The sequence below is a fragment of the Mesobacillus sp. genome, from assembly GCF_047739415.1.
Taxonomy (GTDB): Bacteria; Bacillota; Bacilli; order Bacillales; family Cytobacillaceae; genus Mesobacillus.
Window position 1 is genome coordinate 42,652 of the sequence record NZ_JBIQOE010000184.1, and the last position, 15,412, is coordinate 58,063.

Annotated in this window: 14 protein-coding genes; 3 read left to right on the forward strand and 11 right to left on the reverse strand. The window is 42.6% G+C overall.

What is annotated here, in order from left to right; translation table 11 throughout:
- The 8 genes from pilM to ACH0QE_RS14710 all read right to left on the reverse strand — a co-directional run bounded on the left by pilM (nucleotide 1) and on the right by ACH0QE_RS14710 (nucleotide 8,255).
- The gene (pilM, locus tag ACH0QE_RS14675) at nucleotides 1-993 is read right to left on the reverse strand and encodes a type IV pilus biogenesis protein PilM (RefSeq protein ID WP_415801340.1); all 993 of its coding nucleotides are present in this window, start codon (nucleotides 991-993) and stop codon (nucleotides 1-3) included.
- A 75-nt stretch (nucleotides 994-1,068) separates the two neighbouring features.
- The gene (locus ACH0QE_RS14680; protein WP_415801341.1) at nucleotides 1,069-1,821 is read right to left on the reverse strand and encodes a prepilin peptidase; all 753 of its coding nucleotides are present in this window, start codon (nucleotides 1,819-1,821) and stop codon (nucleotides 1,069-1,071) included.
- 3 nt (nucleotides 1,822-1,824) lie between these two features.
- Nucleotides 1,825-2,280, reverse strand: a complete 456-nt coding sequence (locus ACH0QE_RS14685) for a type IV pilin protein (RefSeq protein ID WP_415801342.1) — start codon at nucleotides 2,278-2,280, stop codon at nucleotides 1,825-1,827.
- Between the two features lie 126 nt (nucleotides 2,281-2,406).
- A complete protein-coding gene (locus ACH0QE_RS14690; RefSeq protein ID WP_415801343.1) occupies nucleotides 2,407-3,612 on the reverse strand; it encodes a type II secretion system F family protein in 1,206 nt (401 codons plus the stop codon).
- A 1-nt stretch (nucleotide 3,613) separates the two neighbouring features.
- Entirely contained in the window at nucleotides 3,614-4,654 is a 1,041-nt protein-coding gene (locus ACH0QE_RS14695; protein ID WP_415801344.1) for a type IV pilus twitching motility protein PilT, read from the reverse strand.
- A 13-nt stretch (nucleotides 4,655-4,667) separates the two neighbouring features.
- Nucleotides 4,668-6,332 (reverse strand): GspE/PulE family protein, encoded by a 1,665-nt coding sequence (locus tag ACH0QE_RS14700; protein WP_415801345.1) that lies wholly within the window; start codon nucleotides 6,330-6,332, stop codon nucleotides 4,668-4,670.
- Between the two features lie 21 nt (nucleotides 6,333-6,353).
- Nucleotides 6,354-7,679, reverse strand: coding sequence for a VanW family protein (locus ACH0QE_RS14705; RefSeq protein WP_415801346.1), 1,326 nt, complete (start codon nucleotides 7,677-7,679; stop codon nucleotides 6,354-6,356).
- 33 nt (nucleotides 7,680-7,712) lie between these two features.
- Nucleotides 7,713-8,255 (reverse strand): hypothetical protein, encoded by a 543-nt coding sequence (locus ACH0QE_RS14710; protein WP_415801348.1) that lies wholly within the window; start codon nucleotides 8,253-8,255, stop codon nucleotides 7,713-7,715.
- A gap of 146 nt (nucleotides 8,256-8,401) precedes the next feature.
- On the opposite strand from ACH0QE_RS14710, the gene ACH0QE_RS14715 reads away from it, so the two are divergent.
- The 3 genes from ACH0QE_RS14715 to ACH0QE_RS14725 are packed head-to-tail and all read left to right on the forward strand — an operon-like array spanning nucleotide 8,402 to nucleotide 10,187.
- A complete protein-coding gene (locus ACH0QE_RS14715) occupies nucleotides 8,402-8,818 on the forward strand; it encodes a type IV pilus modification PilV family protein (protein WP_415801349.1) in 417 nt (138 codons plus the stop codon).
- 4 nt (nucleotides 8,819-8,822) lie between these two features.
- Complete coding sequence (locus ACH0QE_RS14720; RefSeq protein WP_415801350.1) at nucleotides 8,823-9,254, forward strand: PilW family protein; 432 nt, start codon at nucleotides 8,823-8,825, stop codon at nucleotides 9,252-9,254.
- 12 nt (nucleotides 9,255-9,266) lie between these two features.
- The gene (locus ACH0QE_RS14725; RefSeq protein ID WP_415801351.1) at nucleotides 9,267-10,187 is read left to right on the forward strand and encodes a hypothetical protein; all 921 of its coding nucleotides are present in this window, start codon (nucleotides 9,267-9,269) and stop codon (nucleotides 10,185-10,187) included.
- Between the two features lie 33 nt (nucleotides 10,188-10,220).
- On the opposite strand, the gene ACH0QE_RS14730 is transcribed toward ACH0QE_RS14725, so the two are convergent.
- The 3 genes from ACH0QE_RS14730 to valS all read right to left on the reverse strand — a co-directional run.
- Nucleotides 10,221-11,936, reverse strand: coding sequence for a sensor domain-containing diguanylate cyclase (locus ACH0QE_RS14730; RefSeq protein WP_415801352.1), 1,716 nt, complete (start codon nucleotides 11,934-11,936; stop codon nucleotides 10,221-10,223).
- Between the two features lie 81 nt (nucleotides 11,937-12,017).
- On the reverse strand, nucleotides 12,018-13,331 hold the full coding sequence (locus ACH0QE_RS14735; RefSeq protein WP_415801353.1) for a bifunctional folylpolyglutamate synthase/dihydrofolate synthase: 1,314 nt from the start codon (nucleotides 13,329-13,331) through the stop codon (nucleotides 12,018-12,020).
- Between the two features lie 73 nt (nucleotides 13,332-13,404).
- Nucleotides 13,405-15,412 (reverse strand): valine--tRNA ligase (gene valS / locus ACH0QE_RS14740; RefSeq protein WP_415801354.1); only part of this gene is annotated, 2,008 nt, incomplete at its 5' end.

Here is a 15,412-nt window from a genome sequence, read left to right on the forward strand (position 1 = left end):
TTACACCTCTTTCAAGCCAAGCCCAAGAGCAAGGTTATACGCAACTGGTAATCCTTCCGAGTTGGAGCCCATTGCATTCATATTGATAGTCGATACATTCATACCGAACCGATCTTTCATATCAACAATTGCCCGATCCAGCATTGGATGGTCACCATTTACTAATAATCGAGTTACCTCTTTTTTTCCCTGAGTCAGGGAAAAACGATAAAAATCCATAAGTTTGGCAATATCCCGATATATTTCCTCAAGCTGGAATATAATATCTGAAACTTCACCTTCATAAACGATTTCCGGACTTGAATGATCCTCTCTGTGTCGGGAAAGCTTCCAGTTATCCTTAAGGTCACCAGGGATATGGCGCATAAAAACAGGGATTTGCTCTTCAAAAATGCACAGACTGACAACATCAAGGTCAAATTGGACAGTCAGCAATACTTCGTTTTTCACAGCCATGTCATGATGGTGATAGAGACGATAGATTGCAAGTGGGGAAATATCCGCGGCAACCGGCTTAAGCCGGACACTTTTAAATAAATCCTCAAACTCAAGTATGTATTTTTCGGGTGCTGCAAATAAGAGAATCTCTTTCTTGTTGTTCTCTGTTCCCAGCGTGATCGTGTCGAATACTGGATCTTCAAAAGGCAAATGGATGGTTGAGCCCATCTCCAAATATAAGTACCCTTCGATTTCGTCTTCATTGATATCAGCAGGAATAGTTACCTTCCTAATAATGACAAGGGAATCTGGTACGATGAAGCGGATTTCCCTTTTAGTTATCTTCCACTCAGCAATGCACTCATCCAGTATATTCGATAATGTGGCAAAATCGAGGATTTTACCATCTGAGATGATTCCTGGCGGTAAATATCTCTCTCCAAAATGATTCACTGTAATCGGGTTCTTCTGCTTTAACTCCACAAAACGAATTGAATGGTCATTGAGCACGATATTGACGATTTTGTTACTGCTGGAAAATAAGGAAAATGCCATGATTGAAACTCCTTAATGTATTACTGTACTTAGACTGATGTTAATTCTTGTATTTTAATTTGCTGTTTATATAAGTTAGAATCCAAGCATGAAGAATTGAAGATACCATTCTAAGATTTCTTCACCAAAGAAATAGGCTGTTAGACTACCAAGGGCAATGAAAGGACCGAACGGAATGGCTTGCTTTCTTTTCACAAATCCAAGGAGCATGGCACCAATGCCGAAGAAAGCACCATAAAAGGTAGCAAAAAAGAAGGATAGAAGCATAGTCTTAAAACCAATTGCGAAGCCAATCAACGCAAAAAGCTTGATATCGCCGCCGCCCATCCCCCCCTTGCTGATGAGGGCAATAAATAAGAGGATCATGAATCCTGCAACTGCTCCAGCGATTGAGTCCCACCAGGGTGAGAGAGGAAGAAATATACGCTCAACAATAAAAATACCCGCAAAAACAAGAAGCACCTTATCGGGAATAACCATGTAAGCAAGATCGGAAACCGTAATGATGATGAACAATGAAATCAAAGTCAGGGCAATGACCAATTCACCGCTCCACCCAATCAAAAGATAAGCTACCGCAAACAGCATGCCCGTCAAAAGCTCAAAAAAAGGATAAACGGGCGAAATGCCGACCTTACACTGGCGGCACTTCCCCCTTTGAATAAAATATGAAACTACCGGAATCAATTCAGACGCTCGCAGCTGATGTCCGCACTGCGGGCATGACGACCGCGGCGCCACGATTGATTTTCCTTCTGGGACCCGGAGACCTACTACGTTGTAGAAGGAGCCTAGGACTAGACCGTAGATTAATAACAACAGAGTCATTCATTAATTACCTGTGAAACCTAACAAATCCGCTTCTGTTGCGACAGTTGTATTCGTTGATGCATCATAGGATGAAATGTCTTTCACTACCCCAACGCCTGGGTGTCCTTTGATACTATAAGTTTTATCTGCAGTTGAATAGGTAACTGTATAACCAGCACTATCAGTTTTAACATTCTCAACCATATCAGACAATTCCCCTACAGTCGCACCATCAGTTGCTGCTTTGGTATGCTTCCATGATGTAAAAGAGCTATTCGATGCATGCGACAATTTTGCCGCATTAATGATTTGTAATGCTTCGGCTACTTTTGCATCATCCTTAGTTTTGTTGATTATTCCCCCTATACTAGGTACTGCTATAGCAGAAACAATCCCCAAAATAACAACTACAGCCAAAAGTTCGACCAGAGTCAAACCTCTTTGATCTTTCATTTTTTTCTTGATTGCTTTAAACATAATAATCTTCTCCTTTTAGTTAATTTTACCTATGACTATTGGAATATGTATCTAGTCATATTATAAATGATAGGATATAAATTTCATATAAAGAATGTGTAGAGAATTGTCTCTTTTTAGTCAAAATCAATTTACATGATTGAATATGTCGAACATTGGAATCATGATGGAGGTAACAATGGTTCCGACAAGTCCAGCTAGTATGACAATCATTATTGGTTCAATCAAGGATTTTAATTGATCTGTACTGTTCTCTACTTCTTTTTCGTAGAAGTCGGCTACTTTTCCAAGCATCGCATCCAAAGACCCTGTTTCTTCCCCGATGGCAATCATTTGTGTGACTAGCGGCGGGAACGCCCAGTGCTTCTTCATAGGTCCAGTCATTGATTGTCCAATCTCGAGCGCATCACGAGATTCCCTGACGACTCTTCCTATCACTTCATTTTCTACAACATTTTCAACAATCGACAAAGCCTGTAGAATGGGGACTGAACTCGAAAAGAGAGAACTTAGTGTTCTTGTCAATCGGGCGAGAACTGCTTTTTGCATCATTTTTCCGAAAATCGGCATCCGCAAAATTGCGAAATCGAGATAATATTTTGTTTGTTTATTTTTCTTCATTGCCGATAGACCTGCAACAACACCAACCAGTAACAACAGAAGCAGCCACCAAAAGGATTGCATGAACTCACTTGCACCAAGAACAAATTTGGTGATTGCCGGCAGTTCCCCGCCAAAATCCTCGAACATGCCAACAAAGGTAGGCACAATCGAAACTAATAAAAAGATAACAACCAGTATCGCAAGTATTGCGATCACGGCTGGATAACTGATCGCGGCGATTACCTTCTGACGAGTGTTATGCTGCTTCTCATAATGTTCAGCAAGCCTCTCCAGCGTCTCATCCATATTTCCGCCAGCCTCTCCTGCCTTTACCATATTAATATACATGGATGAAAAGATTTTACTGTGCTTGGCGGTTGCAGCTGACAGCTGGACACCTTCCCGCAGCTCTGCTTCGATGTCCAGCAGTGCCTTCTTCAATGCTTTACTATCCGTTTGCTTCGCTAAAATTTTAGTGGATTCCACAACAGAGACTCCGGCTTTTAACAAAGTAGCAAACTGGCGTAAATAGATGACCAGATGCTGCAGCTTAACAGGATTTCCGATGGTAATATCTTTTGTAAGCCAAGTTTCAGGCACTTCTATGATCTCTGTTGTCCTGATTCCTTCCTCACGAAGCTTTTCCAGTGCTTCACGTTTGGAACCGGCCGTGATCGTGCCTGAGCGTTTTTTTGTCCGGTCGCGCCCGGAATATTTAAACCGTGCCATATCAAATCATCTTCTCCAGAAGGTATGGTTCAGCGGTTACCTTGGAGATAATTCCTCGCTGAACAAGCTCCTTGATATCCATTTCGAGTGTATGCATCCCATGAATTCTTGAAGTCTGCATGATACTTATAATTTGATGGATTTTTTCGTTCCTGATTAAATTCGACACGGCCGCATTATTGATTAAAATCTCCGTTGCGCTTCTGCGCCCTTTTTTATCTATAGTAGGAAACAACCTCTGGGAAATGACTGAAACAAGGACCGATGCAAGCTGGATTCGAATCTGTGCCTGCTGTCCCGGCGGGAAAACATCTATTATTCTATTGATTGTAGCCGGGGCGCTCGATGTATGGAGTGTGCCCAGTACAAGATGCCCGGTTTCAGCAGCAGTGATCGCCGTCTGTATTGTATCTAGGTCACGCATTTCGCCGACCAGGATGACATCGGGATCCTGTCTAAGGGCCGCTCGTAATCCATTAGCGAAATTATTCGTATCCAGACCAATTTCGCGCTGGTCAATAATGCTGTTTCCATGCTTATGCAAATATTCAATCGGGTCCTCTAAGGTGACAATATGCTTACGCATTGTCGTGTTCATATACTGGATCAATGACGCCAGTGTAGTAGACTTTCCGCTTCCGGTCGGTCCTGTCACCAGAACCAGTCCCTGAGGTTTCTCGGCAATTCTTTTAAGGATTTCCGGAAGCTCCAGCTCTTCTAATGTAGGGATTCGTGTAGGAACGATCCTGACTGCCAGGGAAACGCAGCCCCTTTGATGGTAGGCATTTACCCTGAACCTTGAGATGCCTGCTATTCCATATGAAAAATCCAACTCACCTTTCGACTTGAACAGATCCCAGGAATTTTCGGGCACGATGGCTTTTGCCATTTCTTCTATTTCATCCGGTGTAATCGTATCTGTCCCATATCTTCTTAAGTCCCCATTGATTCTCATCACTGGGGGAATACCGACAGTTATGTGAATATCTGAAGCCTTAAGTTCAAAGCCTGACCTCAGCAAATGCTCTATTTTTTCTTTCATGCTAACTCCCCGCTTATTCTGTTATAGCTACCCTTAAAACTTCCTCAGTAGTGGTGAGTCCCTGTTTAATCTTCAGCAGTCCGTCGTCAATCAGGAAAATCGTTTTATTTCTGACAGCGATTTCCCTTAATACCGTGACAGACTCTTCATTCATGATCGCTCTGCGAAGTTCATTGTCCACCGCCAGCACCTCATGTATGGCCAACCGGCCGCGATATCCTGTCATATTGCAGGAAGAACACCCTCTTCCCTTCCATACAGTATCAACCGGAATACTTCTTTTTGAAAAAATGTCCCGTTCACGTTTTGTCGGCTCATGAGCCTCTGCGCAGTCCCGGCATACCCTTCTGACGAGCCGCTGGGCGACAACTCCGCTTAACGAAGATGCGACAAGGAAAGGTTCGACACCAATGTCCAGCATTCTTGTTACAGAGCTCAGTGCGTCATTCGTGTGCATCGTGCTGAGTACCAGGTGTCCGGTCAAAGAAGCTCTCACTGCCACTTCAACTGTCTCTTTATCGCGTATTTCACCAACCATGATGATGTTCGGATCCTGTCTAAGGATAGACCTTAGTCCTGCCGCAAATGTCATGCCAACATTGGGATTGACCTGGATTTGATTAATTCCCTCAATCTGGTATTCTACCGGATCCTCAATTGTAATGATGTTAACCTCTTCACTATTCAGCTTGTTCAACGCGGCATATAGAGTAGAAGATTTCCCGGAACCAGTAGGACCAGTAATTAAAACGATCCCATTAGGTTTTGAGATCATGTTCGTAAATCGATTGAGATTATGTTGGTTGAAACCTAGCTTCTCGATATCATTTAATGTACTGCCCATATCGAGTATACGCATGACGACCTTTTCTCCAAAAACGGTTGGCAAAGTAGAAACACGAAGGTCAATAGGATGAAAATCAAGATTTGCTTTGATTCTTCCATCCTGAGGAGTCCTGTTCTCAGTGATATCAAGATTCGCCATAATCTTAATCCGGGCGATCAGCACGTTTTGCATGTGCTTCGGCAGCACCCGTTCCACCCTCAGGATTCCGTCTATACGGTAGCGGATGACAACCTTTGTTTCCTGAGGGTCGATATGAATATCACTTGCCTTGTTGGCAGAAGCATTTGATAGCAATTGATTCACCAGTCTGATGACAGGAGAATCCGCCTCTGTCAAACTCTCTTCCTGAACAGTTTCCATTACTGGAGTGCTGATGCCAATTAAATCATCAAGTCCATCATTATTATCGTAGTATTTATTAATTGCGCGAATGATATCGTCCTTGGTCGCTATCGCTGTTTCAATATGGAAGCCAGTCGACAACCTGAGATCATCCACCGTGAAAAAGTCCATCGGATCCGCCATTGCAACAAATAGCTTTTCCCCTTCTTTTTTCAGAGGAATAACTAAATTACGTTTCGCCGTTTCTTTTGGTATAAGTGTAAAAAGCTTCGTATCGAATGGATAGCGATACAAACTGATATGCGGGATTCCCAGCTGGAACTCGAGAACTTCAATTAGCTGTTGCTCTGTTATAAGCCCTCTTTGCAGGAGTGCATCTCCAAGCTTTTGGCCGGCAGCTTTCTCAGCTAATGTGGCTTGTAACTGATCTTCTGAAAGCAGCCCTGTTTCGACTAACAAGTCGCCAAGCCGTCTTCTCATTTGTCTCATATTCCTCACTCCTGAATTGGCTTACTTTGGTTCTTCATTCGGTTTGCCGAATAGACCGTCCTCTTCTATGTCAGCTTCTTTATCAGTTGCATCTTCACCTTCATCTTCTCCAAGTGAAGTTTCTCCTGCGGACTGGTCTGGCTGCGCGTCCGAATCTCCAGCTCCAGGTAAAACTACAGTATCCTCCCCGGGAGCAGTGCCAGATTCAGGTACAGTGGCAGCTGCTTCTAAAGGATGGACTTCTATACGATGGACAGGAGGGTAAAAATCTTCTGACAGTACCTCTGTTTTCAATAATTCTCCCTTTTTAGAATGAGTTTCACGAACGACCTTCACTATTACACCAGGAACGCCTTCCACTTTTACAGATTTTTGTCCAACATTTATTAGTGGAGAGAATTGCTTGATTATCCTCGGTTGGAATTCCTGCTTGTCCAAAGTGTGTATACTATAATTGTATAAGAATGGCGCTCCATTAACCGAAACTTCCAGGTCTGGGCTATTCCAGTTGAATACAATTGTATATGTGGAAGCATTAGGATTATAAACACTAAAATCCATTCTCTTATTAAATTGAACCTTTGCTTCAAACCCCGGTTCAATATTCTCTTGCATCTGCCTGCTTATATGCCTTTCCGATACGTGGAAGTTCGTGGGCAGGATTGCCTGATAGATTGCAGTGGCTATTTGGCTATAAGTATGGTCCGATAGCTCGGGTAATTCGCTTTCCTTTACGAGAGATGCCAGCGAGAACTGTGACTCAGCTTCCAGCACAATTGTTGGGAAAGATTTTATAAAACTCAAAAACTCTTCATTTTTATCATTTAGTTTTATTGATGCAGCTGAAACTTCGATTGGTTCTTCTTGAGGAAGATACCTGCCCAACTCGATGACAATATTCTCATTAAATCCTTGGATTGCTACAATTAAATCGTTTTCCATCTCTTCCAGGTTCAAACGGGTAATGATAGTGTCGGGTAAAATCCCACTTAAAGATTCCATTTTAACGACTAGTTCATTCTGTATTCCGTCACTTGCAGAGCTAACTGTCTGGTCTGTTAATAAGGTGAAACTTTCCGCGCTAACTGAGTAAGCCTGCTCTTTATGTATCAATGCCACTTTAGCGTTGGAAGACCATTCGTTCCAACGTGCTTCCAACAAAGCTTTCGCTTCTTCTTTCGTTTTGTTTGATACATCGATCGTCCCGATGAAAGTATGACCCGAAAATATAGATTCCACATCTTTTTTAGAGCTCAAGGCTGAAGCGCCAAAATAAGTGAAACTGTATGTAAATAAGGAAAAAACAATGAGAATCAAAGAGATTTTTATTATTTGGCGCGTTTTCACATAAATCCCCCTCTAAAAAAAGATTGTATTGTACTAAGAAGGCTGGGTTTCGTAGGCTGCATTGTCAACTTCTTCTTTTGGAGATTCAAAATTCAGCATAGGGATTACCTCTAGTTCACTCAATTCAAATTCACGATTGTTTCTTGTTTCCAAAAATGAGATATCCTCTATCATTCTTATTTCTTCCTCTTTTGAGGAAACAGCCTTTTCGAGATGTCTCTCATTCAAAGCCGGATCGAAATTTTCATCTTTATCCATCGATTTTTGCAGATCCTGATGAACGTCCAATTTGGTTGAATCACCTGTATCCATTACCCTTGAAATTGCCCCAACAGATTCAAGATTTACTGTTGTCCTGCTGGTTATTACGTATCCTGCCGAAACAGCTATTAATACCATAACCAGTAGTGACTGCCAGGGCGAGACAATCAAGCTAAAAGCCAATCCCAAAGAACCAACTACAGGAGCGGTGACAACAATTTCCTTTTTCTGCCTTTTTTCCAGGCCAAATGGAATGATGAAAATGAGTCCAGCGCTCAAAACTGTCGATAGAAATAGAAGTAAAAGGCTTATCATTGTCTCACTCCATGCTTCGTTGTATTCGTTACTTTTTTATACATAAATCAGCAATATATCAAACTATTATCTGTTAATACGACAAATTTCACTCTCTTCTATTGTATAATAAAATTAATAGATTTAATAGACGGAGGAGCAATGACTTGGGCAGAAAGTTGGATGACCAAAAAGGAATCACTTTGCTGGAAGTATTGCTGTCAATCGTACTTCTTGTTATAGTTCTTACATCTTTCGCTAGTTTTTTCACACAATCAGCACTGTTTGTGAAGAAAAATGAAGACAAGATCAGTACAACCCAGACAGCCCAGCAGATTGTGAATTTAATAGAAGTAAAGCTTACCAAGGAAGTGCTGAACACCAGCAATGAATGTCCAAATCTTCCATGTAACCTTGATGAAGATAAATTATCAGGGCTATTGGGCCGTTCATTCGGTAGTTCACAAAAGATCTTCGCTGAATTCAGTAAAGGTGCAGAAGGATTAATTGCCGTGGAAGTGTCTGTACAAGATACCAACAACCCAGAAAGTAACTCAAGGACTTTTACATATATAAGAAGGTGATATCTTGAAAGACGAACGTGGACTTACATTATACGAACTGCTCGCTGCGATTTCGATCTTAATGGTCGCTTCTGCTCTCATATATGGAGTTTTCTTTGGATTCAACAAAAACTATAATCAAATCTCAGCTAAAAATAATATGGACCAGGCAGCGAACGTTATCATAGCAACAATCAAGCAATATCATTTAAAATACGATGAATATATCATCGACTACAATGCCGCGACGCAATCAGCGCAAATTGGGGTGGCGACCAGTGAACAAATACTTGGTGATGCCAGATATTCACTACAAATCAAGGCCGGTATAGATGAACCAGAGTCATTTACGGGGGAAAAAGTAATCGATTCGAATAGTCCTATTTCGATTCATCTAATCATCAAGGATGAAACAGGACAAACTCATGAAATGGAAACCATGATCAAAAGATATTAGGAGGGGCTCGTGATGAAAAATGAAAAAGGCTATGCACTTGTCCTGGTTTTACTGATTATCACGCTCACCTTCACCTTCGCCATATCATTGAGTGGAATGGCCCTTTCAGCCCGCAAGCAATTCAACAAGACAGACGAGATCAATCGGGCCACTGACCTTGCTGAAATGGGAGTCGCTCATTATGAGGCAATATTATCTAAATTAGTTAAAAACGCAAATGATGAAGCAAGACAAACAGTGCAAACAGCTTTCGAAGCAGCCACTCAAAATCCGAATACTCCAATTCCTAACTATGATGACCTTTTTTATATTTCTTTATCACGTAAGTTAACAGAAAATCCCTCTGTGATATTATCTATCGATGAAGGCAATTCTTATGAAATATTAAATCCTATAATCGCTAAACATGTTGAGAACATCTCAATCTCTTTCAACAGCAAGGGAAAAACAGTTAATGAGGAAAAAGAGCTGAAGGGTAAGCTTACGATTAATAAAAATACAGATTCACGCGACGGAGAATTTATTCCAAATAGGAACACATTCGAAAATATTGAATTGGATGATTTTGAAATCAAGGGCGGAAAACAGGAAGAAACCTATACAGCATCCACTTACTTTCAGAAAACAGTAACCCTTAAAGGGAATACCACTTTAATCATTAAAGGAGACACTTTCTTTAATTCAGATGTTACATTAAAGGGCGGAGATACTATTTTCATCTTCGGCGATGCCTACTTCTACAAGCCTTTGTCTCCGATTATAAAAGGAGAAAAATCCAAGATTTGTATTTTGGGTACACCCTACCTTTTAAAAAACCAAAAGCTTGTAGAATACACCTCTTTTGATGGAGGAGATACCGATAGCTGTCCAAAACCAATACTAGACAATGAGTGGTCGATCGACCCTGACAATGGTATGAAAGTTGAATATTAGATAACAAGGCTGACCCACACAGGGACAGCCTTTTCATTTCACATATTCCGCAACCCGATTCCGGCCGGATCGCTTGGCTCCTACATATAATGCTCTGTCTGCGTGGCGGATTAATGCCAGTGAATCTTCGGCGTCCTGCGGGGCAGTGGCTACTCCGATTGAGGAGGTGATGCTGACATGCAGCTGCTTTCCTTCTTCATCCATCGATTGCAAGAGAGTGAAAGGCTCATTGGCAATCAACAGCCGGATTTGTTCTGCCAGTTTCAGGGCATCGCCTTTCATCATGTCAGGCACCAGGATCACAAACTCTTCTCCGCCATAACGGGCAACAGTGCCAATATTTCCGATTCTTTTACTAAGCCGTTCACCAAGCTCGATTAAAATCTCATTTCCACTTTGGTGTCCGTATGTATCGTTGACTGATTTGAAGTGGTCGATGTCGAGCAGGATCAGGGATAGGAGGTCCCTTTCACCTTTTTGTAATTTACCGAATTCTACAGATAGCATGTTTTCAAAATAGCGATAGTTGTATAGCCCCGTCAATGCGCAGCGTTCGCTATTTTCCTTTGTTTTCTCATGATGCCTTGCATTTTCCACGGCCACCGCAAAATGGGAGCACAGGATATCGACGATCATCAGCTGGGATTTCTCGAAAGCCCTTTTTTTATTAGCTGCAAGGACAAGTACACCTACTACCTGATTGTTACGGACGATCGGCACACTTAAGATGCTCTCAGCGCTTGGCGGGATATAACCTGAATTGATTTGATTCCATTCTTTTTTTGAGTTATAAAGTACAGGCTTTTTCTCTGCCCAAACAAGACCGCTTATCCCTTTCCCTTTTTCAAGTGGGGCGGCAACCGGATCAAGGACTTCCCCGAATTCAACTTTATGAATCAGTTTCAATTCCCTTTCTTCCTCTACGTCGAGGATGTACGCATAATCAACCGGCAGCATCTCGATCAGTTTTTGGACGAAGAGATCGATCACTTCGTCGGCTTTCAATCTTTCGGCCAGCTGATGCCCTATTTCAGACGCACTCTGCAAGAATTGATTTACCTTATCGCTTGAATAATAGAGACTGAGGATAATAGACAAACTTGCAAAAGGAATCCCGACGAATAACAACGCGATTGAGCCCATATCCTTGCTTAGTTCGTAAAGAACAAAGCCGATTGGAAAAGTGATTATGGTCGTTACGGTTTCCCAAATGAAGTCTTTTCCAAAGTATGGACCTTCCAGCTTAAACAGCAGTGCCTGGATTGAAACCAAAATAATCGTATTGATGCCAAAGTTGCTAATCCCATACACCGCTCCAAGGAATAAATAGTACGGATCCGATGATAGATGCTCACCATGTGTTCCACCAAGGGCGTAAAACAACAGCCCGCTAAATAGCGAAACAATGAAGAACATCAACGAATTTAAAGGGAATTTGTGTATATCAGATTTTGGAACCCTGAGCCTGATTAAAAGCGTCAGGACAGAAACTTGCATTAACACCATTTCTATGAAAATACCGTGTTTAAGGAAAACTGCGAGTGATACCCACTGGATTAAGAAAATAGGGGTATTGTTGACAACGAGCGGCATTGCAGCCACAACGCTCATCAAGATAAGAAATGGGATTACTTCCCCTATACTCACTTGTTCAGGTGGATAGACTTGATAGGTAATCCAGATCCCGACTGGAACCACCAACAGCCAGGCGAACCAAATAGATTTTTTGATCACGGGGCTAATCTTCATCTACCCACCTCCTTTTCATCTAGGTAAAAAGTCTTACTCATTTAAATATTAGCAAATCTTTTGTCGAATGTCATAATTTTCTTACTTATTATTCAGAAAATGTTTAATCACGGGTTTTGCTTCTGACAGGAAATAGAGGGAGCCTGTTACGATCAGGATTTCATCACGTTTTAAATTTTTGATTTTATCCTGTAGGAACGGTCGATACTGATTTGCTATCTCTTTGTTTCCCCTGTCTGTCCCTGCATTCATCAGCTCTTTTCCTGATGCTGCACGGGGAAAATCGAAGCTTGTGAATACGAGCTGGTCAGCGGTCTCCTCCAGAGTCGCGATCATCTTGTCCAATTTCTTGTCTTTTAGAGCAGCAAAAAGGATGTTAATCTTTTTATCGGCATATCGAGATTTTATTTCATGTGCTAGCGCATTTATTCCTTCTTCATTATGTGCGCCATCGATCAGGACTAAAGGGTTTTCACTTAAAATCTCAAGCCGGCCGGGCCAGTATGCTTGAGTCAGGCCTTCCCTTATGTGCTCTTCCTCAATCATAAAGGAATAGTAGTTTGCAAGGACCTGGCTAGCCATTACGGCACAGGCAGCATTGTCTACCTGATGTGACCCAATCATGGATGTTTCAAGCTTCTGAATCTGGCCGAACATGCTGGAAAATGAAAATTGTTCTCCCCGCTCTAAAGACTCTCTTGCATTTGTTGAAAATTCATCCCCCAGTTGGTACTGAGGAGACTTGCCTTCAATCGCTTTTTTTCTAATGACATCCAGTGCTTCAGGCTGCTTCACTCCGGTAATGATGCTTACACCATTCTTGATAATACCTGCTTTTTCAAAAGCAATTTCTTCATATGTATCACCAAGGATTGCTGTGTGGTCGAGCCCAATGCTGGTGATAATCGATAGCAGCGGGTGAATGACGTTAGTCGAATCGAATCGGCCGCCAAGACCTACCTCGTAAATGACAACATCCACAGGAGACATTTTCGCAAAGTAGTATAAAGACATTGCCGTGATGACTTCGAATTCAGTCGGTCCGCCCAGTTCAGTTTGGTCCAATTCATCTGCCAGAGGCTTAATCACATTTGTCAGCTCAATCAGTTCCTGATCATTGATAGGCTGGCCATTGATGCTGATTCTTTCATTGAATTGCTCAAAGTATGGTGATGTAAAAGTTCCAACTCTATATCCTGCCGCTTGCAGAATCGAGCGAAGGAATGTGACAGTTGAGCCTTTTCCATTTGTACCGCCGATGTGGATAGTTTTAATCCTTCGTTCAGGATGGTTCAGCCTTTCTAGCATCCATTCCATTCTTGAGAGTCCCGGTTTGATTCCAAGTCTCAGTCTTGCATGGATCCAATCAATTGCCTGTTCATATGTATCAAACATGTAACACACCTCAATTCAAGATGAAGACGAACCAATACTGGTTCGCCTTCAAGTTTTTGTTATCTTATTGTAATTAGTTTCTCAATTCGTTGATGCGCGCTTCGACTGCTTCACGTTTTTCCAGATAGTCTTTTTCTTTTGCGCGTTCTTCGTCGATGACTTTTTCAGGAGCTTTCTTAACAAAGCCTTCGTTTGCCAGCTTTTTCTGAACGCGTTCTACTTCTTTATCAAGCTTCTCTTTTTCCTTTTGAAGGCGGGCGATCTCTTCATCGATGTTGATCAGCCCTTCAAGTGGCATGATGATTTCGAGACCTGTAGCAACTGCTGTCATTGCTTTTTCAGGAGCGTTGACTTCAAGCCCGATTTCAAGGTTCTCTGGATTACAGAAACGAACGATGTAGCCGCGGTTATTTTCAAGCATGCTTAATGTCTTATCATCCTTCGCCTTTAGGAACATATCAACCTTTTTGCTAAGTGGTGTATTCACCTCAGAGCGTATGTTTCGTACAGAACGGATGACTTCAACAAGAAGCTTCATATCGTCTGCTGCCTCTTTATCAGACAGATCCGGGTCAACCTTCGGCCAGCTTGCAACCGTAATGGACTCCCCTCCATGAGGAAGGTTCTGCCAGATTTCTTCAGTAATGAATGGCATGAATGGGTGAAGCAGGCGCATCGTGTTGTCAAGAACGTATGCAAGGATGGATCTTGTCGTCTTCTTGGCAGCTTCGTCTTCGCCGTATAGCGGAAGCTTTGCCATTTCAATATACCAGTCACAGAAATCATCCCAGATGAAGTTGTAAAGAGCTCTTCCGACTTCGCCGAACTCATATCGGTCTGACAGCCTTGTTACCGTTTCGATCGTTTCATTCAGCCTTGTCAAAATCCACTTATCCGCAACAGATTTCTCACCGCTCAAATCGATTTCTTCGTACTTCATGCCGTTCATGTTCATCAAGGCAAAACGTGATGCGTTCCAGATTTTATTGGCAAAGTTCCATGTCGCCTCAACCTTTTCAGTGCTGTAACGAAGGTCCTGGCCCGGTGAGCTTCCAGTTGTCAGGAAGTAGCGGAGTGAGTCAGCACCGTACTGGTCGATGACATCCATCGGATCAACACCATTGCCTAGTGACTTACTCATCTTACGGCCATCCTCTGCACGAACGAGTCCGTGGATCAGTACATCCTTGAATGGCCTTTGTCCAGTGAACTCTAGTCCCTGGAAAATCATCCTTGATACCCAGAAGAAGATGATGTCATAACCCGTAACAAGTGCGTCGGTTGGGTAGTGTCGCTTATAGTCAGCTGCTTCCTCATTCGGCCAGCCCATTGTTGAGAACGGCCATAACGCTGAGCTGAACCAGGTATCAAGAACGTCATTGTCCTGCTGCCAGTTCTCTGGGTCTGCTGGTGGCTCGTGGTCAACATATACCTCGCCTGTTTCTTTATGGTACCAGGCAGGAATTCGGTGACCCCACCATAGCTGACGGGAAATACACCAGTCACGGATGTTTTCCATCCAGCGCATATAAGTGTTTTCGAAGCGCTCAGGTACGAAATTAACCTTCGCTTCTTTGCTCTGAAGGGCGATTGCTTCATCAGCAAGCGGCTGCATTTTAACGAACCATTGAGTTGATAGGTATGGCTCAACTACTGCTCCGCTTCGCTCAGAGTGTCCAACAGAGTGCATGTGCTCTTCAATCTTGAAAAGGACGCCAGCATCCTGAAGGTCCTTGACGATTTGCTTGCGGCACTCGAAACGGTCCATGCCCTGATACTTGCCGGCTTTTGCGTTCATCGAGCCATCTTCGTTCATGACTAGAACTCTTTCAAGATTATGGCGATTGCCGATTTCAAAGTCGTTAGGATCATGTGCAGGAGTGATTTTTACCGCTCCAGAACCAAATTCCATATCGACATAATCGTCACCGACAATCGGGATCTCACGGCCAACGATTGGCAGTGTTACCGTCTTGCCGATCAAATGCTTGTAGCGGTCATCTTCTGGATGAACAGCAACCGCAGTATCACCAAGCATCGTTTCCGGTCTTGTTGTTGCGATTTCAATGTGGCCGCTGCCG

Excerpts from the sequence above, each read along its gene's own strand:
- ACH0QE_RS14690 (WP_415801343.1), bottom strand. The coding sequence starts at position 3,612 with ATGGCACGGTTTAAATATTCCGGGCGCGACCGGACAAAAAAACGCTCA.
- pilM (WP_415801340.1), bottom strand. The coding sequence starts at position 993 with ATGGCATTTTCCTTATTTTCCAGCAGTAACAAAATCGTCAATATCGTG.
- ACH0QE_RS14685 (WP_415801342.1), bottom strand. The coding sequence starts at position 2,280 with ATGTTTAAAGCAATCAAGAAAAAAATGAAAGATCAAAGAGGTTTGACT.
- ACH0QE_RS14725 (WP_415801351.1), top strand. The coding sequence starts at position 9,267 with ATGAAAAATGAAAAAGGCTATGCACTTGTCCTGGTTTTACTGATTATC.
- ACH0QE_RS14695 (WP_415801344.1), bottom strand. The coding sequence starts at position 4,654 with ATGAAAGAAAAAATAGAGCATTTGCTGAGGTCAGGCTTTGAACTTAAG.
- ACH0QE_RS14730 (WP_415801352.1), bottom strand. The coding sequence starts at position 11,936 with ATGAAGATTAGCCCCGTGATCAAAAAATCTATTTGGTTCGCCTGGCTG.
- ACH0QE_RS14735 (WP_415801353.1), bottom strand. The coding sequence starts at position 13,331 with ATGTTTGATACATATGAACAGGCAATTGATTGGATCCATGCAAGACTG.
- ACH0QE_RS14680 (WP_415801341.1), bottom strand. The coding sequence starts at position 1,821 with ATGACTCTGTTGTTATTAATCTACGGTCTAGTCCTAGGCTCCTTCTAC.
- ACH0QE_RS14700 (WP_415801345.1), bottom strand. The coding sequence starts at position 6,332 with ATGAGACAAATGAGAAGACGGCTTGGCGACTTGTTAGTCGAAACAGGG.
- ACH0QE_RS14710 (WP_415801348.1), bottom strand. The coding sequence starts at position 8,255 with ATGATAAGCCTTTTACTTCTATTTCTATCGACAGTTTTGAGCGCTGGA.